Below are 19,156 nucleotides of genomic sequence, written 5' to 3' on the forward strand. Positions count from 1 at the left end.
CCAGGGGCTCGCGGTAGGGGTCTCCCTTGCCGTGTCGTATGCCGTGTTCACCATGACCCGGCACCGTAGACGGTCTTTGTCAAGAATTTTCGCCACGTTTGGCGGCGGTCGCCTACTTCAGGCCGAACGCCCGTACGACCGTCTGGTCGACCGTGTTGCCGTCCTGGTCGGAGGCCCGTACGCGCAGCGACACGAACCCGGCGCCCTTCTTCGGGTGCTTGAGCTCCGCCTTGCCGTTCTTGACCTTCACTTCCTTCCAGGAGGTGCCGTCGTCGTACGAGACCCAGGCCTTCAGGGAACTGGCGGTGACGCCGCCCGACTGGTTCCGGACGGAGAGGCCGAGTTTCGACGTGTGCCCGGCCTCAACACTGTTGAGGAGGTTGAGCCCGGCCACGTCGTAGTCGACCGAGAGCAGCCCGAGCGCCGTCTGCTGGTCCGTGTGCGCCGAGGCGAAGGACCATTCGGTGTGGGTGCCGGTGGAGTACGCCGCCCAGTCGGCCGTGCGCTGTGTGTCGACCACGAGGCGGTACGAGGACTGCGCCGCCGGGACGGTGAAGGCGCCGTAGCCGCCGAGTGCGGTGTCGCCGACCGGCTGACCGTCCGCGTACAGCTTGCCCTTCGCGGTGTCCTGGACGTTGTCCACGGATCCGTAGTGGTCCGGTGCGGAATCGCTCAGCTCCGGGATCCGCAAGGTGAGTTTGTCACCGGTGCGCTGGGAGAGGCCGTACCGCTGAGCGGTCGCCGGGCGGACGACCTGGCCCAGCCAGTCCTCATCGGGCTGCTTGCCCGCCTTGTCGAAGGTCCGCACGGCCCCCCACTGAGGCTGGATCGCCTTCCAGTTGGGATAGACGGCGTGCCAGATCCGGGTGTCGGAGACGTTGTAGTACTCGGTGCGCTCCGTGCCGAGCTGTACGGTGCTGGTGGTCGCGATGTCGGCCCCCTGCCAGGGGCGGTACCGGTACACGGCGTCCTTGCCGACATCACCGGCCCGGGCCCCGTGGTAGCGAACCGTCTGCTTCACCGTGTTGGAGCTGTTCAGGTTGTACGTCTGGTTGGCCGAGACGGCCCCCACCTGCGGGAACATCACGTTGTACACGTACGGACTGACCGGAGTGCCGGCCAGCTTCAGCTTGACCTTCTTCCCGCTCTTCAGCAGGGCGCCGAGCTTCGCGCCGTCCTCGCCGGTGGCGAGCATCAGCGGGATGGTCATGCTCTGCACGGAGCCGAGCCAGTACCCGGGCGTCTCCTGGTAGGCGAGGACGTAACCGGCCCCGGCCGCGGTCGCGTTGGTCAGTGCCTCGTCCGCCGTCTTACCGGCGCTCACGTGGACGACCGCCACCTTGCCCTTGACGTCGAGTCCCTTGAAGTCGGCCGCGGTTCCGGCGCCCGCGTCCACCGCCCGCACCGTGTGGTCACCGCTGACCTTCACGGGGAGGCCGTTGTACGTCTGCGCGTAGTCGAGGGGAAGCGCGTACTTCTCCGGGCTGGTGACGCTCGCCGTCAGCTCCTTGGCGTACAGACGGAACTTCGAGGAGAACTCGAACATGCCCTGGGTGACCTTCTCGGTGGGCGCCACATAGACGTGGTCGGTCCACCAGCCCTGGCTGTAGGCCACCCCCAAGCCAGTGCCCGGGCCTTCCCGGTGCCAGGTGGTGGTGAAGCCCCGGAACTCGGAGTCCTCCTTGGTCTTCGGCTTGATCTCGACCGCCTTGCGGGCGTCGAGGACGACCTCGGTGTCCTTGTCGATCTTGATCTCCGGATCGCCGACGATCGAGGTGTCGACCTCCAGTCCGGCCGCGTCCCGCTTGGAGATCCAGGACGCCATGGAATACGTACCGGCCGGCACCTTGAAGGTGTAGTCCTTGCCGATGAACCCGTAGGTGTCGGGGTACGCGCCGTTCAGCTCCTGCAGCATGAAGAGCGACGCGCCCGTGGACGGCTTGCCGTCGCGGCCCAGCAGCGACACCTTCAGGTCGTAGGTCTTCGGCAGCTTCTCGAAGCCGACGGCGGTGGTGACGAGGACACCGTCGGCGCTCGCGGTGATGTGGCCCGTGTACCGGCCCGTCGCCTCCTCGGCCGGGTCGACCGTGACCGCGACGGTGGCGGTGCCCTTCGCCGGGACGGTGACCGTGTCCACGTTCAGTGCGGCGTCGTGAAGTGACGAGGACACCTTCAACTCCACCGCTTTGTCCGTGGTGTTGGTGTACGTGATGTCCTTGGTGGCGACCTCGGTGTCGGCCTCCTCGTACTTGCCGAAGCTCAGTGCCGGGGTCGCGAAGACGCCCTGATTCACCGCCCGTACGGCGTCGACGCGGCCGTCGCCCTGCTGGAAGACGTCGGCGTCCGGCATGGTCTTCGCCGTGGTCGCCAGCGCCTGCTTGATCTGCTGGCCCGTCCAGTCGGGGTGGGCCTGTGCGACCAGCGCCGCGGCGCCCGCGACATGCGGGGTCGCCATCGACGTACCGCTGGCCGTCGAGTAGTAGTCGTCGACCGTAGTACTGCCGGGCATGGAGGTGCCGGCGGCGCGGGCCGCGGTGATGGCCACACCCGGCGCGGTGATCTCCGGCTTGATCGCGGAGTCGCCGGTGCGCGGGCCCCGGCTGGAGAACGAGGCCAGCTTGTCGGACTTGTCTACGGCGCCGACCGTCAGCGCCGAATCGGCGATGCCCGGGGTGCCGATGGTCTGCTCGGCCGGACCGGAGTTGCCCGCCGCGATCACGAAGAGGGTGCCGGTGGAGGCGGACAGCTCGTCGACGGTCTCGCTCAGGATGTCGGAGGGGCCGGTGGCGTCACCGCCCAGCGACATCGACACGATCTTCGCGCCCGAGTGGGCCGCCCAGTCCATGCCCGCGATGATCCACGAGGCCTGGCCGTTGCCGGTGTTGTCGAGCACCTTGCCGACGAACAGATCAGCGCCTGGCGCGACGCCCTTGCGCTTGCCGTCCGAGGCCGCGCCGGAGCCGACGATCGTGGACGCCACATGGGTGCCGTGGCCGAAGCCGTCCTGCACCGTCTCGCCCGGCACGAAGCTCTGCGTCTCGGCGAGCTTCCCCGCCAGATCCGGGTGCCCGGTGTCCACGCCGGTGTCCAGGACGGCGACGTCGACGCCCTTGCCGTCGTAGCCCGACTTCCACACCTCGGGTGCGCCGATCTGCGGCACGCTGACGTCGAGGGACGCCTTCACCTTGCCGTCGAGCCAGATCTTGTCGATGCCCTCGCCGAGCTGCTTCGCGGCCTTCGTGGTGGGTGCGGTGCCGAGCGCGGGAGCGATGTCGGCCCAGAACGAGGTCGACTTCTTCGCGCTCATCGCGGCCCCGTCGATCGCGGGCAGCTTGAGCGTCCGGCGTGCGCCCTCGGGGGTCGCGCTGCCGCTCTTGTACGTCGCGATCACCGGCGTGGTGCCGGTCTTCGAGTCCGCGTACCCCTGCTTCACCAGCTGGGTGACGTTGAACAGGGTCGGATCGAGACGGCCCGCCTTCACCAGCGGGATCGCGTCCGCCGGCAGGACGCTGACCTCGCCGTCGCGCTCGGTCGACAGGAAGGTGGCGGCCTCACGGCCCTTGCCGCGCTCGATGTCGACGGCGGACTTGCCGTCGGACCCGGTGGTGACCGAAACCGTGTCGCCCGTGATGAGGGTGACGGTCTGGGTGTCGGTGTGTGGTGCCGGCGTGGTGGCCGGCTGGTCGAACGGGGACGCGGGACCGGCCGCCGCGGGCGTGACCGCCCCGGCGAGCAGCCCGGCCGCTCCTGCCACGACCCAAAAGGCGTGGAGTCTTCGCATGTGTGGACGTCCTCCCCTGAACACTGAAACGCCTCCGCTCTCGTGGAGCGGAAGCCAGTACTCAGAGTGAGTGTCGTGCGCAAAGCGACTCAAGTGATTGCTGTGGCCAGGGAGTGCCAATGCCTTTCTCGGCCAAGAGGGTTGACGGACGGACAGGGCGGCGGCGGGGTGTGACGGCCGGCCCTCACCGGAGCCGGTGCTGCGACTGCGCTGCTTCCTGCACGCCGGCTGCGGGACCGAGTTCGGCCCGTACGGCGAATGTGCCGTCCGTGGAACCCTCGTACCCGTCCCGGACGTCCTCATGGTGCCGGGACCCGCACTCGACCCCGACCCGGCCGATCCGGTCAGCCGGGCGCTGCTCAAGCCGAAGCGGCTCCTGGAACCGATCGAGACCGGTCAGGTATGAGCACCGGGGGCGCGAGAGAGAGGGAGGGAACGTGATCCGCGAACGGCTCGCCGTGCGCGCCACCCCGCCGCTCCTCCTCTTCCTCGTCCTCGACGTCCTCCTCCTCGACTCCGGCAGCCTCTCGGCCGCCGTCGCGCTCGCCGCGACCGCCGCCGTCTCCTCCGCGCTCGCCGTCTCCGCCCTCGTCGCCGCGCGCAGCGCTCCCGTCGTACCGCCCAACCGGGTGCGTACGGCCATCAGGGACCGCGCCCGCCGTACGGCCTTCCTGCCGCAACGCGACCCGGACGCCTCCGGCCGGCCACGCCCCCGTGCCCCCGGCCACTCCCTCCGGACGACCACCGCGTAGGACCCTCCCGGTTCGGCGCGGGTCGTCATGCCGTCCCGTCCTGACCCGACACCCTGCCGGAGGGCTCCTCACCCATGTCCGTTTTCGCCACCCTGGTCGAGCGTCTCGCCGACCTGCTCCAGCCGCTGTTGGGCGTGTCCGCCGCGGCCGGCGCGATCGTCCTGTTCACCGCGGTCGTACGACTCCTCGTACATCCCCTGTCACGAGCGGCGGCCCGTGGCCAGAAGGCCCGTGCGGCGCTGCAGCCGAAGATCGCCGAACTGCGCGGGAAGCACGCGAAGAACCCGCAGAAGCTCCGGCAGGCCGTACTGGAACTGCACGCGCGGGAAAAGGTGTCGCCGCTGTCCGGGCTGCTGCCCAGCCTCTTTCAACTGCCCGCCTTCTTCCTCCTCTACCACCTCTTCTCCAGCTCCTCGATCGGCGGCGAGACCAATGAACTCCTCGGCCACCGGCTTCTCTCCGCGCCCCTCGGCGACCGCTGGGCGGACGCGCTGACCGGCGACGGGATGTTCGGCCCGGCGGGGCTGGTCTACCTCGCCCTCTTCGCCGTCGCCCTGGCCGTCGCCGCCTTCAACTTCGTACGGGCCCGGCGGGTGCCGTTGCCGCAGACCGGCACCGGCGAGGAGGTGCCCGGGATCGGCGCGGTCACCAAGGCCGTGCCGTTCCTGTCCTTCTTCACCCTGATCACGGTGGCCGTCGTCCCGCTGGCCGCCGCGCTGTACGTCATCACCAGCACGACGTGGAGCGCGGTCGAACGGGCGGCCCTGTACAGGTGACGGCACAGGTGACGGTCCAGTACGTGAACCGGGTATTGCGGAGCGGACGCCCAGCTTGGAGGATCGACCAGTCATCCGATGGCTGCACCCGGCAGTACCCGGCACTACCCGGTTTCGCCCGGCAGCCTCCTTCGGAGGACGCTCGCGATCGAGGGAGATGGTGACGGACCATGAAGCTGCTGCGAGTCGGTACGGCGGGATCGGAGCGCCCCGCGCTGCTCCATGCCGACGGAACCCTGCGGGACCTGTCGGGTGTCGTGGACGACATCGACGGCGCGCTGCTCGCCGATCAGGGCGCGCTGGACCGGATCCGCGCGGCCGCCGACTCCGGTGAACTGCCGGTCCTGGATCCGGCCGGGCTGCGGGTCGGCCCGCCGCTGGGCCGGATCGGCAAGATCGTGTGCATCGGGCTGAACTACCACGACCACGCCCGCGAGACGGGGGCCGAGCCGCCCACCGAGCCCGTGATCTTCTTCAAGGCCGCGGACACGGTCGTCGGACCGTACGACACCGTGCTGGTGCCGCGCGGGTCCGTCAAGACCGACTGGGAGGTGGAGCTGGCGGTCGTCATCGGGCGTACCGCCCGCTACCTGGAGTCGCCCGAGGAGGGGCTCGCGCACGTCGCCGGGTACGCGGTGGCGCACGACGTGTCCGAGCGGGAGTTCCAGATGGAGCGGGGCGGCACCTGGGACAAGGGGAAGAACTGCGAGACGTTCAATCCGCTGGGGCCGTGGCTGGTGACGGCCGACGAGGTCGCCGACCCGCAGGACCTGTCCCTGAAGCTCTGGGTCAACGGGGAGCTGAAGCAGGACGGGGCGACCGCCGAGCAGATCTTCCCGGTGGGTGAAGTGGTGCGGTACGTCAGCCGGTTCATGACCCTGTATCCCGGTGACGTGATCAACACTGGGACACCGGCGGGGGTGGCGGTGGGGGCGCCCGAGCCGAAGCCGTTCCTGCGGGCGGGGGATGTGGTGGAGCTGGAGATCTCCGGCCTGGGCAGGCAGCGGCAGGAGTTCAAGGACGCGTAGGCGCTCCGCTTCGGGGCCGGGGGGCCGTGGTGGTCCGCCGGCCCCGTGCCCCTTGGCCGGCCGCTCACCCCTTGGCCAGGAACTCCTCCAAGGCCTCCACCACGAACCGGTGGTCCTCCAGCTGCGGCAGGCCCGACACCGTCACCGCGCCGATGACGCCCACTCCCTCCACGTTGATCGGGAAGGATCCCCCGTGGGCGGCGTACTCGTCGGGGTCGAGGCGGGCGGACTCCTCGAACGTCGTGCCCTTGGCGCGGCAGCGGGAGCCCACCAGGTAGGACGACGCGCCGAAGCGTTCCACCACCCGGCGCTTGCGGGTGATCCAGGCGTCGTTGTCGGGGGCCGAGCCGGGCAGGGCCGCGTGGAAGAGCTGCTGGCCCGCCCGGTGGATGTCGATGGCGACGGGGGCCTGGCGCTCCCTCGCGAGTTCCACCAGGAGCGAGCCCAGCGCCCACGCGTCGTCGTAGGTGAACTGGGGGAAGACCAGCCGTCGTTCCTGACTCTGGAGCTCCTCCAGCGTCGGGGTGATCTCCGGGGTGAACTTCGGGGTCAACTCATGACTTCCAAGAGATCCGTGGGTACCCATCACAGCGTCACCGCCACTCCGTCTCGTGCCGAACGGCGGGCCGCCTCCAGGACGTCGAGGGCGGCGGCCGCCTCGAGGGCGGTCACCGGGTTGGGGCCGCCGTCGATCAGTGCCTTGGCCACCGCAGCGTAGTAGGCGGGATAGTCGCCGGGGAGGGTCCGAACGGGTCGTCCGCCACCGCTCAACGGGGAATCCCCGGAGCCCACCCGGCCCCACAGCTCCTCGGGTTCCGTGCCCCAGTCGGCCGTCGTGCCGGGGCGCGCGCCCTCCCGCAGGTCCGCCTCCTGGGGGTCGAGGCCGTACTTCACGTAGCCGGCCTTCGAGCCCAGCACCCGGAAGCGCGGGCCGAGTTGGGCGGCCGTGGCGGAGACGTACAGGTGGGAGCGGACGCCGCTCGTGTGTGTGAGCGCGATGAAGGTGTCGTCGTCGGTCTCGGCGCCGGGCCGGCGGATGTCCGCCTCGGCGTACACGGAGGCCGCCGGGCCGAACAGGAACAGCGCCTGGTCGACCACGTGACTGCCGAGGTCGTACAGCAGACCTCCGATCTCTTCGGGGGCGCCGGACTCCCGCCAGCCGCCCTTCGGCTGTGGCCGCCACCGCTCGAAGCGGGACTCGAAGCGCTGTACGTCGCCCAGTTCGCCGTCGGCCACGAGTGCCCGCAGGGTGAGGAAGTCGTTGTCCCAGCGGCGGTTCTGGAAGACGGAGAGGAGCAGGCCGCGCTCGTCGGCGAGCGCCGCCAGCTCGCGGGCCTCGGCCGCCGTGCCGGCGATCGGCTTGTCGACGACGACCGGCAGACCGGCCTTCAGGGCGGCGGTCGCGAGCGGGACGTGCGTCTTGTTCGGGGACGCGATGACGACCAGATCGAGTGCGTCGGCGCGGGCGAGGAGGTCCTCGGCGGTGGCGGTGACGGTGACGTCCGGGAACTCGGCGCGGGCCTGCTCCTGCCGCTCGGGGTTCGAGGTGACCACCGTGTCCAGGGCCAGGCCCTCGGAGGCGGCGATCAGCGGGGCGTGGAAGACGGAGCCGGCGAGGCCGTAGCCGACCAGGCCCGCGCGGAGAGGAGTGCCTGTCATGGAGGTACCTGTCATGGTCCCACTTTGGCAACGCTGTTGCCAAAGTGCAAGCGGGGGAGAATGGAAGCGTGAACAGGACGAACGGAGGCAGCCGCACGGCAGGGGTGAACCTGCCGGACCTGCGCAACCACAACGCCGCGCTGGTGCTGGACCTGCTGCGGTCGGCGGGACCGGACGGCATCAGCAGGCTGGAACTCGCCGACCGCACCGGACTCACCCCGCAGGCCGTCAGCAAGATCACCGCCCGGCTGCGGGAGGAGGGGTTCGCCGCGGAGGCGGGCCATCGCGCCTCGACCGGGGGCAAGCCGCGCACGGTACTGCGGCTGGTCCCGGAGGCCGGGCACGCCGTGGGCGTCCATCTGGACCGGGACGAGATGCGGGCGGTCCTGGTCGACCTCGACGGGAGCGTGGCGGGAGAGCGGCGCGTGCCGCTGGACCTGGGCGCGGGCGCGGAGGCGGTCCTCGGCGTGCTGGTGGCGGAGGCCGGGGCGCTGGCGCGCGCCGCGGGCGCCAGCCTGCTCGGTGTCGGCGTCGCCCTTCCCGGGCCGCTCGACCATGTCAACGGCGTTCTGCACCGCGTCACCGGCTTCCCGGAGTGGGACGGCTTCCCGCTGCGAGACGCCCTCGCCGACCGCCTCGGGGTTCCGGTCGTCGTCGACAAGGACACCAACGCCGCCGCGCTCGGACTCGCCGTCGGCGGCGAAGGCGGCTCCTTCGCCTACCTCCACCTCGGTACGGGGCTCGGGGCCGGCCTGGTGATCGGCGGGACCGTGCACCGGGGCGCGCGCACCGGTGCGGGGGAGTTCGGGCACCAGGTCATCCAGATGGACGGGCTGCACTGCTGGTGCGGCAACCGGGGCTGCGTCGAGGCGCTGTGCCTCGCGGCCATCGGCAAGGGGGACGTGAGCGAGGCGTCCCGGGTGCTCGGCGAGGGCGCCGCGAACCTCGTCGGCCTGCTCGACATCGACCTCGTGCTGCTCGGCGGCCGTACGGTCACGGCGACACCGGGGCCGTTCGTGCGCGGGGTCGCCTCGGTGCTCGCCGACCGCGCCCGGCGCGAGGGGTCGTCCGGAGGTGCCGTACCGGTACGGCTCGCCCCCGGCGGGGACCGCGGGGTCGCCCTGGGTGCGGCCCAGCTGCTGCTGGCACCGGTGTTCGGGCGGGGGGACGGCTGAGGCGGGCGGCCGGCGAAAGGCGCGGCCGCAGGGCTCGGCGTCACACCGCGCAAGGATCCGGGCAAGGATCCGCGCGAAGATCTGCGCAAAGATCCGCCAAACGGGGGAAATAGCAGCAAATCACACAATCGCACGGAGTGTTGGCGTCCCGATCCACGCCCCGCCCGGCAGGCTCACATGTCCATGCGAGTGTCCACGCCCACAGCCGCCCTCTGTCTCGCGGCCGCCGCCGCACTCCTTCCCGTGCCCGCGCACGCGGAAGCCGCGTCGTCCTGCGCCGGTTCGGACAGCGGCGCCTTCCCGCTCACCACCCGTCTGTACGGCGGCCCCGACTCCTACCGGGCCGGCGGCGGATACGGCACCTGGTACCTCGACCTCACCAACCACACCCGCCGAGCCTGCACCGGGATCCATCCGGTCGTCGTCCTCGTCGACACCGCGCGCGCCCTCAAGGTCACCCAGCCCCACCTCGACTTCTACGCCGACGGCCGCCCGCACCCGGTCCGCTTCGAGTCCACCGACGAGGCCGAACTCGTCGGCGCCTTCACGGACGGGCCCGAGGACTCCGGTGACGAGGACGAGGACTTTCCCGGTTTCACCGTCGACCCCGGCACCACCCTCACCGTCGGACTGCGCCTCGCGCTCACCTCCGACACCCCGCCGGGGGACGTCACCGCCAACGCGGCGGTCGTCCAGCGGCACGGCGACGACGGCGACTGGGTCGGCCAGTCGAACGACTACCGCTTCGTCGTCGAGACCGACCCCCGCCCGGCCGAGAGCGGGACCGGGAGCCGGACGGAGACGGCGCCGGGGAGGGGTACGGGCGCGGACAGGGGTACGGGCACGGACGCGAGGACCGTGCCCCCGACCGGCACCGCCGGCGGAGCCGCCACGGGACCCGGAACATCCGCCGGTACCGGGGCCGCCCCCGGGAAGGACCCCGTGCCGGACGCCGCCTCGCCCTCCCCGCACCCCGCCGGCGCCGCCCCTTCCCCCGGGGCCGACGCCGCCGAGGAACTCGCCAGCAGCGGTCTCACCCCCGCCCCCGTCCTCTTCGCCGTCACCGCCGCCCTCCTGGCCGCCGGCGCCGCTCTGCTGCTCATCCGCCGACGCAACTGAGCTCCGCCGATCCCAGCCCGTGGACGTCACGATTCCGGCCATTCCCCAAGATCGGGCGTGTGATTAGGCTGGGGCGCACCCGCGTACGGCAGGAGATCCCGCACATGGCAGACCGCAAGCCCATCGAGTCGTGGCTCACCGACATGGACGGTGTGCTCATCCACGAGGGCGTCCCGATCCCCGGCGCCGACGCCTTCCTGAAGAAGCTGCGCGAGTCGGGCAAGCCCTTCCTGGTCCTCACCAACAACTCGATCTACACCCCGCGCGACCTGCACGCCCGCCTGCAGCGGATGGGCCTGGACGTGCCGATCGACCACATCTGGACCTCCGCGCTCGCCACCGCCAAGTTCCTGGACGACCAGCGGCCGGGCGGCACGGCGTACGTCATCGGCGAGGCCGGACTCACCACCGCCCTGCACGACATCGGCTACATCCTCACCGACCACGAGCCGGACTACGTCGTCCTCGGCGAGACCCGCACCTACTCCTTCGAGGCGATGACCAAGGCTGTCCGGCTGATCAACGACGGCGCCCGGTTCATCTGCACCAACCCCGACGAGACCGGCCCGTCCACCGAGGGTCCGCTCCCCGCCACCGGCGCCGTCGCCGCGCTGATCACCAAGGCGACCGGGAAGCAGCCGTACTTCGCGGGCAAGCCCAACCCCCTGATGATGCGCACCGGGCTGAACGCGATCGGCGCACACTCCGAGACCAGCGCGATGATCGGCGACCGCATGGACACCGACGTGCTGGCCGGCATGGAGGCGGGGATGCAGACGTTCCTGGTGCTCACCGGTCTGACCAGGCCCGAGCAGGTGGAGGACTTCCCGTACCGTCCGTCGAAGGTCGTCGACTCGATCGCGGACCTCGTCGACCGGATCTGAAACCCGGCCGACGCGGGAACACACCCGGACGGAGTAGTACGACCCCGCCATGGGATGCGGATCCGGTCCCGGCGGGGGAGTCTCCAGATACCTGGAGGTTCACGATGAGTTCACTGAAAGTCACTCTCTGTGCGAGCGCCGCCGCAGCCGCCGCGGTGCTCATCCCGACGGCCTATGCCGTGGGCGACGACAGCGGCGACGGCGGCAGAACCGGCAGCGTCTCGGTGACGCCGTCCACGCCCTCGCCCGGCGCCGACGTCATGCTGAAGGTCAGCGGCTGCGGCGGCAAAACGGCCACCGCGGCCTCGGCCGCCTTCGTCGCCGACGCCCGGCTCGTCGGCGCGGGCGGCACGCTCTTCGGCGAGACCCGGGTCCGCTCCTCGGCCAATGCCGGCACCTACGACGTGCGGATCACCTGTGTCGACTTCCAGGTGAAGGGCAGGATCGAGGTCGTGGCACGGTTGGAGTCGGACTCGGACGCGGAGTCGGAGTCCGGGACGGGGCCGCGTCAGCCGTCGGTCCCCATCGTCCCCGCCTCTCCCGTCGCCCCCGTCCACGCGGGCGGTGGCGGTACCGCGCGGCTCGCCGTCGGCGGTTCCGCCGACTCCGCCGGCTCCACGAGTGCCGTCGCTTCCGCGGGCTCCGCCGACTCCGTCGACGAGGCGCGGGCCGACGGCCCCGGTACCGCGCAGACCGTCACCGGGCTGGTCCTGGCGGGCGTCGCCGCGACCGTCGTGGTGTACCGGGGCGCCCGGCGGAGTCGCGGGACGGGCTGAGCCATGTCCGACGGCGAACGCTCCTCCGGTCGCCTCCTCACCGGTGTGGCCTGGGCGCTGCTGCTGCTCGGGCTGTGGCTGTGGGGACGCGAGGTGACCGACGTACGGCGGGGCATATCCGCGCCGACGACGGGTGACGTGGCCGCGGTGGGCCGCCCGGCGGACACCGAACTGCCGCCCGCGGCACGGCCGTTGAGCCAGGCGCTGCCCCAGCGCATCGACATCCCCGAACTCGGAGTCCAGGCGCCCGTGGTCGCCCGCGGCCTGGACACCGAGGGGGCGATCGATCCCCCGCCCTTCGACCAGGCGGGCGTCGTCGGCTGGTACGCGGCCGGCGCGAAGCCCGGCGCCGAGGGCACCGCGCTGATGGTCGGGCACGTCGACACCGAGACCCGTCCGGCCGTCTTCTACAAGCTCAGCACCATGCGGGCGGGCGAGACGATCCGGGTGGTCCGCGACGACGGGAAGGTCGCCCTGTTCACCGTGGACGGCGTCGAGGTCGTCCAGCGCGACGGCTTCGACGCCCGGCAGGCGTACGGCACCCGCCAGCCGGACCGCGCCGAACTGCGTCTGATCACCTGCGGCGGTACGTTCGACCGGGTCAGCCACAGCTACACGGCGAACGTGATCGTGTCGGCGTACCTGACCGGCACCGCCCTCTGAAGCACGTCTCACCCGAGCCCGGTCGGCGGCCCGCTCCCCCTGAAGCCGCCGACCGGGCTGGTCCTCGACCGCGCACGCCCGGGCTGCGGGAGTAACCCGGCGACCGGCGCGGGAGGCTGTGAGAGCCACCGTCTCGCACGTATGTCCGTACGACAAGAAGGCCCCCTGCTTTCGCAGGGGACCTTCTTCGTCTGTGCGCCGCCAGGGACTCGAACCCCGGACCCGCTGATTAAGAGTCAGCTGCTCTAACCAACTGAGCTAGCGGCGCCTGCTGGCGGCACAACTCTACAGGACGTCCGTGGATGCCTCCGACCACCCGGCGGCCATCCCCCGGCCCCTGCCGGCCGCCTTCCCGCCACCCGTTTCCGGGCCCCTTCCCGCCTCCGTGCCGCGTACATCATTCGGACCGTCAGCATGCGCGCCGGGAGACCAGTTGAGAAACTGACGAACATGTACAGACACGGACATTTCTCTCTGAAGTGGCTGCTCTCGTAGGCGGCACTTTCCCGGCCATCACTGTCATGGCGTATCTGGCGCGGAGGCTGGAGGCACGCATGGACACGACCACTTCACACCTGCCGGAGCCCGACGGACCGGCGCCCGACGCCGGGCAGAGCCGGCCCACCCGGCTCATCCACAACGAGGCCACCACCGAGATCCCCGTCCACCTGCTCTTCCGCGACGAGGCCGAGCCGTGTCCGGGGCCCGTCGGGCCGGCCGTCGTGGCGAGCCGGGCCGGTACCGGGGAGCAGCCGAGGCTGCGGCGGCCGGTACCGGCGAAGCCGCGGCCGCTCGCCGAGGTCGACCCCGCGCTGGTGGAGCGGTCGGCACGGGTGCTGCCCGGCGCGGCCGGCGTGCTCGCCGGGGCCTGCGGGGCGGCGGGGTGCCTGGCCACCTCCTGGTGGGCCGGGGTGCTGCCGCCGGCGGCCGGGTACGCGCTGCGGCTGCCGGCGTACACGGGAGCCGGGCTCGGTCCGGCGCAGTGGGCGGCGTACGCGGGGGCGGGCGCGCTGGGGCTGTTCGGCTTCGGCGGGCTGGCCCGGGGGCGGACCGGGCGGGCCTGGGTGCTCGGTCTGTTCGGGCGTTACCGGGGGACGGTCCGCCGTACGGGTCTGCTGTGGGTCAACCCGCTGCTGCTGCGCCGCCGGGTCGACGTACGGCTGCGGCACTGGCGCAGTGAGCCGATGGCGGCGGCCGACGGCGGCGGGATGGGGCTGCGGGTGGTCGTCCTCGTGGTGTGGCGGGTGCGGGACACCGCGCGGGCCACGCTGGGCGTCGAGGCCCACGAGACGTATCTGCACGAGTGCGTCGAGGCGGCGCTGGCCCGGATCCCGGTGGAGACGCCGGGCTCGGGGCGGGGCTCGGTAGAGGCGGCGGGGGAGGCGCTGACCCGGCGGGTCGCGCAGGACGCGGGCGCGATCGGTGTGGACGTGTACTCGGTGCAGCCGTTGCGGGTCGAGTACGCCCCCGAGGTGGCCGCCGCGATGCACCGCCGCCGGATCGCCGCGCTCGACGCGCAGCACCGGGCGACCGTGCTGACCTCGGTGGTCGACTCGGTGGAGGACACGGTGACCCGGCTGACCATGCGGGGGCTGGTGGAACTCGACGACTACGAGCGCAAGGCGCTGGTGAAGGACCTGACGGTGGCGTTCTGTGCGGGGCGCGGGGAGCAGGGCCCGTGAAATCCACTGCCGCGATTGGTCTGGACATGACCAAGAAACGGCAATAACCTCACACTTGGTCTAGACCTGCACGGCTCGCGGGCTCGCAAGCTCACGGAACTCCCCACGTTCTCCAGGAGCGGCAGCATGCGCACAAAGACCAGGCTCTACGCCGCCGTGCTGGGCCTTGCCACCACCGGAGCCTTCGTGCTCTCGGCCGGAGGCGCCAGCGGGCACGGCTACACCGATCTCCCCGTCAGCCGGCAGAAGCTCTGCCAGAACGGCACCGTCACCAACTGCGGCGACATCCAGTGGGAGCCGCAGAGCGTCGAGGGTCCGAAGGGCTTCCCGGGCTCAGGGGCGGCCGACGGACAGCTCTGTTCCGCCAACAACACCCGCTTCGCCCAGCTCGACAGCCCGAAGACCCCGTCGGGCGGGGCGTGGCCGACCACGAAGGTGACCGGCGGCCAGAGCTACACCTTCCGCTGGCAGTTCACCGCGATGCACGCCACGACCGACTTCAAGTACTACGTGACCAAGCAGGGCTGGAACCAGAACCACAACCTGGCCCGCTCCGACCTCGAGCTCACCCCGTTCCTCACCGTCCCCTACGGCGGCCAGCGTCCGCCCGCCACCCTCTCCCACAGCGGCACCCTGCCGTCCGGCCTCAGCGGACACCACGTGATCCTCGCGGTCTGGACGATCGCGGACACGGGCAACGCGTTCTACGCCTGCTCGGACGTCACCTTCTGACGTCACCTTCTGACGGCACCTTCCGACGTCGCCTTCCGACGTCATCCGGTGGAGTCGCCTTCCGGTGATTTCTGAGCCTTCCTTGAGGAGATCCGGCATGCGTGCCGGGTACGTTCCTTCCACGCCGGCCGACCGGGCCGGCGTGGAAGGCGCTTCGGGGGAACGCATGGACATCTTCTTCCTCATCGTCCCGTCGATCATGATCGTGGGAATCCTCTTCGCGATGTACACGGTGATCAGCCGTTCCCGCCGGGTCAGCCGGGCCTGGGGCAGCGGTCTCACCGCCGAGGCGCGCTGTCTGCGGACGTACACCACGACCGGGACCAGCGGCGGTGAGCACCACCGGGTGACGACGACCCTGCACCACGTCTACGAGTTCACCACCCGCGAGGGCGCCGCGGTCCGCTTCGAGGAGGAGAACGGGCCGGGGACCGTCCTGGAGGGCGACATCGTCACCGTGTTCTACCCGGCCGACCGGCCCGAACAGGCCACGGCCAGGCCCCCGGCGCCCGGGCGGCTCCTCGCCGAGTCGGGCTGCCTGCTGGCCTTCCTGGGGGTGGTGCTCGCCTTCTGCGTCGTCTTCATGGTCACCGCCGAGGTGGCGTTCTCCGCCGCGGACGAGGTCATGCCGTAGCGACCCCTTGATCAGCGTGCCGGGCCAGGACCTCCGCATCACCGGGGCCGGCAGTGTTGCCCTGTTCGCCAGTTCGCGGTGGCCGCGGCGATGACGGTGTCCAGCCTGTTCCGGGCGCTCACCATTTCGCCGATCTGGCTGTCGATGCGATCCCGTTCGGCCGACAGGCGGTCGAGCAGCTCCGGGGTGGCCTCACCGTTCACGACGCACGGCAGCAGATCCGCGATCGACTTGCTCGGCAGTCCGGCGGCGTACAACTGCCGGATCAGCCGGACACGGTCGACCGCGCCCTCCGGATAGTGCCGCTGGCCGCTGGGGCTGCGTTCCGCGGCGAGCAGGTGCTGTTCCTCGTAGTAGCGCAGCGCCCGGACGCTGGCACCTGTCCTGGTGGCGAGCTCGCCGATGCGCATTCGGCCTCTCCGATGTGAGCCGGACAACACTTCTTGCCTCTGACGTCAGTGTCAGGTTTTAGCGTATCCCGTGCCGGCTCACCCCCTCCGCAGAGGCGAAGGGCGAGACCATGACCGGCTTGTCCGGCGGCTTCCCCGTCGGAAATACGAAAGAGGACCTTCCCATGACTGCGTCGGACACGGCGGCCACGGACATGCCCATCCCCGCCCCCGCCCCCATCGTCTCGGTGAAGCCGGTGGTGCTGGAAGCGCCGGGCCGTGGTGCGGGCCTGGAGGTGAGGATCTCCGCGCCGGTGACCGGGAGCGAACTGCCGGTCATCGTCTTCTCGCACGGCTTCGGCTCGTCGATGAACGGTTACGGCCCGCTGGCCGACTTCTGGGCCGCTCACGGCTTCGTGGTGATCCAGCCCACCCATCTCGACTCCAGGACCGTGGGCCTTCCCCGGGGCGATCCCCGCACGCCGCGGCTCTGGCGTCTCCGCGTCCAGGACATGAAGCGCGTCCTCGACCGGCTCGATCTGCTGGAAGCCGCCGTTCCCGGTCTCGGCGGTCGCCTCGACCGGAGCCGCATCGCCGCGGCCGGACACTCCTTCGGCGGTCAGACGGCGGGCAATCTGCTGGGCCTGCGCGTCCTCGATCCGGTGAGCAGGGAGGAAGAGGACCTGTCCGACACGCGGATCAAGGCGGGACTGCTGCTCGCCACGGCCGGCAGGGGCGGCGCCGACCTGACACCGTTCGCGGCCGAGCACTTCCCGTTCATGAACCCGGACTTCGCGAACATGACCACGCCGGCCCTCGTGGTCGCCGGGGACAAGGACGATTCGCCGCTGTCCGTCCGGGGACCGGAGTGGCTCGCCGACCCGTACTTCCTGAGCCCGGGTGCCAAGAGCCTGCTCACTCTGTTCGGGGCGGAACACTCGCTCGGCGGGATCGCCGGCTACGAGGTCCGGGAGACGACGGACGAGAACCCCGAGCGCGTCGCCCTGATCCAGCGGGTCACGTGGGCCTACCTCCGCCACGCGCTGGGCATCGAGGATGCCGGCTGGACGGCGGCGCGGAAGGCGTTGTCGGAGAGCGCCGCCCCCATGGGGCGGATCGAATCCAAGTGAGGCCCGGAGCGGCGGACCGCCGCGGCGGTGGTGTCCCGGACGCGACGGCGCGGGCTGAGGCCACCCGTCCTCGCCGTCTTCGGCCTCGTCGCGCCGTAGTAATCTGACGGTCCGTCAACTACCGTTCGCGCTCATGGAGTCCGTCGCCGAACTCGTCGCGCGGCGCTGGGGCGACCACCGGCCGGGGCTGTGGAGCGAGGACCCCGGGAAGCCGGTCCTCAGCCACCACGAGGTCGCGGCAGGGGCCGCCGCCCGAGCCGCGCTCCTCGCCGACCTGCTGCCGCCGGGCGCCCCGCCGCACCTCGGGGTGCTGCTGGACAACACCCCGGAGTTCCCGCTGTGGCTGTCCGCCGCCGCGCTGGCCGGGGCGGCGGTCGCCGGGATCAACCACACCCGCCGGGGCCCGGAACTGGCCCGGGACATCCTGCACACCGAGTGCGGGCTGCTGATCACCGAGCACACCCATCTCCCTCTCCTCGCCGGCCTCGGCCTCCCCGGAGTCCGTGTCCTGGTGACGGGCACCGAGGAGTACGACGCCCTCCTCGCGCCGTACGCGGACGCCCGCCCCGACCCGTCCCGGGCCGCCCCCGCCGACCGGCTCCTGCTCTACTTCACCTCCGGCTCGACCGGCGCCCCCAAGGCCGCGATCTGCACCCAGGGCAGGCTGGCCGCCGCGGGACGGTCCCTGGCGGCACAGTTCTCCGTGACGCCGGACGACGTGCACTACGTCTGCATGCCGATGTTCCACGGCAACGCCGTGATCGCCGACTGGGCGCCCGCGCTGGCGGCCGGGGCGGGCGTGGCGCTGCGGCGGCGGTTCTCCGCCTCCGGCTTCCTGCCGGACGTACGGCGCTACCGGGCGACGTACTTCACCTATGTCGGCCGGGCGATCCAGTACCTGCTGGCCACCGAGCCCGGCCCGGACGACCGGGACCACGCACTGCGGCTGGGCTTCGGGACCGAGGCGGGCGTGGTGGACGCGGCGGCCTTCGAGCGCCGGTTCGGGGTGCGGCTGGTGGAGGGGTACGGCTCCTCCGAGGGCGGCGCGGCCGTGCAGTGGACGCCGGGGACACCGGCGGGCGCGGTGGGCCGGGCGGGGCCCGGGCTCGCCGTGCTCGACCCGGAGACGGGGAAGGAGTGCCCGCCGGCCGTGCTGGACGCCGCGGGGCGGCTGCTCAACGGGGACGAGGCGATCGGGGAACTGGTCAACCGCGGGCCCAACCCCTTCGAGGGGTACTGGCGCAACCCCGGGGCGGAGGCCGAGCGGCGCAGGGACGGCCTGTACTGGACCGGCGACCTCTTCTACCGCGATTCCGACAGCCACCTCTACTTCGCGGGCCGGACCGACGACCGCCTCCGCGTCGACGGCGAGAACCTGGCCGCCGCGATGATCGAGAACATCCTCGCCCGCTACGAGGGCGCGCGCGCCGTCGCCGTCTACGCGGTGCCGGATCCGGTGACCGGGGACCAGGTGATGGCGGCGCTCGCCGGCGACTTCGAGCCGGCCGGGTTCGCCGCGTTCCTGCGCGCCCAGCCGGATCTGGGGACGAAGATGGCGCCCCGGTTCGTGCGGGTCCTCGAGCGGATGCCCGTCACCGCCACGAACAAGATCCACCGGGCGCTGCTCAGGAAGGAGGGCGTGCGGTGCGCGGACCCGGTGTGGTGGCGGCCGCCGGGGGAGGACGCGTACCGCAGACTCTCCGCGGAGGACGCCGAAGGGCCCCTCGTATCCGCGAAGGATCCTTCCTGACGGGGGTGTGGGCGCCGGAGCGCGGACACGACGATGGCGGCTCCCGTTCGCGCTTTCCGCGAACACGAGCCGCCATCGTCATCGTGCGCCGCCAGGGACTCGAACCCCGGACCCGCTGATTAAGAGTCAGCTGCTCTAACCAACTGAGCTAGCGGCGCATGACCCTCGCCTCCCGCTCTACGGCGGCCGGCGACGAAGAAAATAGTACCCGGTCGCGAGGGGTGCT

At 71.5% G+C, this 19,156-nt stretch carries 17 protein-coding genes, 2 tRNA genes and 1 pseudogene; 14 read left to right on the forward strand and 6 right to left on the reverse strand.

Annotation, left to right across the window (positions count from 1 at the left end; translation table 11 throughout):
• Nucleotides 1–112: 112 nt before the first annotated feature.
• Nucleotides 113–3,781: a S8 family serine peptidase gene (locus ABT057_RS17345; protein WP_352343900.1), complete on the reverse strand. Its 3,669-nt coding sequence runs from the start codon at nucleotides 3,779–3,781 to the stop codon at nucleotides 113–115.
• A 202-nt stretch (nucleotides 3,782–3,983) separates the two neighbouring features.
• Here ABT057_RS17345 and ABT057_RS17350 point away from each other — a divergent pair.
• The 4 genes and pseudogenes from ABT057_RS17350 to ABT057_RS17365 all read left to right on the forward strand — a co-directional run.
• Nucleotides 3,984–4,187, forward strand: a pseudogene (locus ABT057_RS17350) (winged helix-turn-helix transcriptional regulator); the annotation flags it as partial.
• Nucleotides 4,188–4,218: 31 nt separating this feature from the next.
• Complete coding sequence (locus ABT057_RS17355; protein ID WP_352343901.1) at nucleotides 4,219–4,533, forward strand: DUF6412 domain-containing protein; 315 nt, start codon at nucleotides 4,219–4,221, stop codon at nucleotides 4,531–4,533.
• Between the two features lie 74 nt (nucleotides 4,534–4,607).
• Nucleotides 4,608–5,309 carry a YidC/Oxa1 family membrane protein insertase gene (locus tag ABT057_RS17360; RefSeq protein ID WP_352343902.1) on the forward strand — a complete coding sequence of 234 codons (702 nt, stop codon included), beginning with the start codon at nucleotides 4,608–4,610 and terminating at the stop codon, nucleotides 5,307–5,309.
• Between the two features lie 170 nt (nucleotides 5,310–5,479).
• Nucleotides 5,480–6,337 carry a fumarylacetoacetate hydrolase family protein gene (locus tag ABT057_RS17365; RefSeq protein WP_352343903.1) on the forward strand — a complete coding sequence of 286 codons (858 nt, stop codon included), beginning with the start codon at nucleotides 5,480–5,482 and terminating at the stop codon, nucleotides 6,335–6,337.
• Between the two features lie 64 nt (nucleotides 6,338–6,401).
• On the opposite strand, the gene ABT057_RS17370 is transcribed toward ABT057_RS17365, so the two are convergent.
• Together ABT057_RS17370 and ABT057_RS17375 are read right to left on the reverse strand one after the other, a co-directional pair.
• Nucleotides 6,402–6,923, reverse strand: a complete 522-nt coding sequence (locus ABT057_RS17370; protein ID WP_352343904.1) for a heme-degrading domain-containing protein — start codon at nucleotides 6,921–6,923, stop codon at nucleotides 6,402–6,404.
• Complete coding sequence (locus ABT057_RS17375; RefSeq protein ID WP_352343905.1) at nucleotides 6,923–7,996, reverse strand: Gfo/Idh/MocA family protein; 1,074 nt, start codon at nucleotides 7,994–7,996, stop codon at nucleotides 6,923–6,925. The genes ABT057_RS17370 and ABT057_RS17375 overlap by 1 nt, the downstream gene beginning before the upstream one ends.
• Nucleotides 7,997–8,064: 68 nt before the next feature.
• Here ABT057_RS17375 and ABT057_RS17380 point away from each other — a divergent pair, with 68 nt between their 5' ends.
• The 5 genes from ABT057_RS17380 (at nucleotide 8,065) to ABT057_RS17400 (ending at nucleotide 12,613) form a co-directional block, all read left to right on the forward strand.
• Nucleotides 8,065–9,171 (forward strand): ROK family transcriptional regulator, encoded by a 1,107-nt coding sequence (locus tag ABT057_RS17380; protein ID WP_352343906.1) that lies wholly within the window; start codon nucleotides 8,065–8,067, stop codon nucleotides 9,169–9,171.
• Between the two features lie 177 nt (nucleotides 9,172–9,348).
• Complete coding sequence (locus ABT057_RS17385; protein ID WP_352343907.1) at nucleotides 9,349–10,290, forward strand: hypothetical protein; 942 nt, start codon at nucleotides 9,349–9,351, stop codon at nucleotides 10,288–10,290.
• 104 nt (nucleotides 10,291–10,394) lie between these two features.
• Nucleotides 10,395–11,174, forward strand: coding sequence for an HAD-IIA family hydrolase (locus ABT057_RS17390; protein WP_352343908.1), 780 nt, complete (start codon nucleotides 10,395–10,397; stop codon nucleotides 11,172–11,174).
• A gap of 104 nt (nucleotides 11,175–11,278) precedes the next feature.
• A complete protein-coding gene (locus ABT057_RS17395; RefSeq protein WP_352343909.1) occupies nucleotides 11,279–11,950 on the forward strand; it encodes a hypothetical protein in 672 nt (223 codons plus the stop codon).
• Nucleotides 11,951–11,953: 3 nt separating this feature from the next.
• On the forward strand, nucleotides 11,954–12,613 hold the full coding sequence (locus ABT057_RS17400) for a class F sortase (RefSeq protein WP_352343910.1): 660 nt from the start codon (nucleotides 11,954–11,956) through the stop codon (nucleotides 12,611–12,613).
• Between the two features lie 194 nt (nucleotides 12,614–12,807).
• Here ABT057_RS17400 and ABT057_RS17405 read toward each other — a convergent pair.
• Nucleotides 12,808–12,881, reverse strand: a tRNA-Lys gene (locus ABT057_RS17405).
• Nucleotides 12,882–13,167: 286 nt separating this feature from the next.
• Between ABT057_RS17405 and ABT057_RS17410 the strand changes: the two genes are divergently transcribed.
• From ABT057_RS17410 to ABT057_RS17420, 3 genes are all read left to right on the forward strand, one after another.
• Nucleotides 13,168–14,295, forward strand: coding sequence for an SPFH domain-containing protein (locus ABT057_RS17410; RefSeq protein ID WP_352343911.1), 1,128 nt, complete (start codon nucleotides 13,168–13,170; stop codon nucleotides 14,293–14,295).
• A 126-nt stretch (nucleotides 14,296–14,421) separates the two neighbouring features.
• Nucleotides 14,422–15,027, forward strand: coding sequence for a lytic polysaccharide monooxygenase auxiliary activity family 9 protein (locus ABT057_RS17415; RefSeq protein ID WP_352343912.1), 606 nt, complete (start codon nucleotides 14,422–14,424; stop codon nucleotides 15,025–15,027).
• Between the two features lie 166 nt (nucleotides 15,028–15,193).
• Nucleotides 15,194–15,661: a DUF3592 domain-containing protein gene (locus tag ABT057_RS17420; RefSeq protein ID WP_352343956.1), complete on the forward strand. Its 468-nt coding sequence runs from the start codon at nucleotides 15,194–15,196 to the stop codon at nucleotides 15,659–15,661.
• A gap of 38 nt (nucleotides 15,662–15,699) precedes the next feature.
• Here the strand turns inward: ABT057_RS17420 and ABT057_RS17425 are convergent, their stop codons facing one another.
• Nucleotides 15,700–16,071 (reverse strand): MerR family transcriptional regulator, encoded by a 372-nt coding sequence (locus ABT057_RS17425; protein WP_352343913.1) that lies wholly within the window; start codon nucleotides 16,069–16,071, stop codon nucleotides 15,700–15,702.
• Nucleotides 16,072–16,235: 164 nt separating this feature from the next.
• Between ABT057_RS17425 and ABT057_RS17430 the strand changes: the two genes are divergently transcribed.
• Nucleotides 16,236–17,180, forward strand: coding sequence for an alpha/beta hydrolase family protein (locus tag ABT057_RS17430; protein WP_352343914.1), 945 nt, complete (start codon nucleotides 16,236–16,238; stop codon nucleotides 17,178–17,180).
• Between the two features lie 133 nt (nucleotides 17,181–17,313).
• Nucleotides 17,314–18,930 carry an AMP-binding protein gene (locus tag ABT057_RS17435; protein ID WP_352343915.1) on the forward strand — a complete coding sequence of 539 codons (1,617 nt, stop codon included), beginning with the start codon at nucleotides 17,314–17,316 and terminating at the stop codon, nucleotides 18,928–18,930.
• An 84-nt stretch (nucleotides 18,931–19,014) separates the two neighbouring features.
• Here the strand turns inward: ABT057_RS17435 and ABT057_RS17440 are convergent.
• Nucleotides 19,015–19,088 (reverse strand) — tRNA-Lys (locus ABT057_RS17440).
• Nucleotides 19,089–19,156 lie beyond the last annotated feature (68 nt).

It is taken from the genome of Streptomyces sp. NPDC002588, assembly GCF_040295925.1.
In the GTDB taxonomy this organism is placed as follows: Bacteria; Actinomycetota; Actinomycetes; order Streptomycetales; family Streptomycetaceae; genus Streptomyces.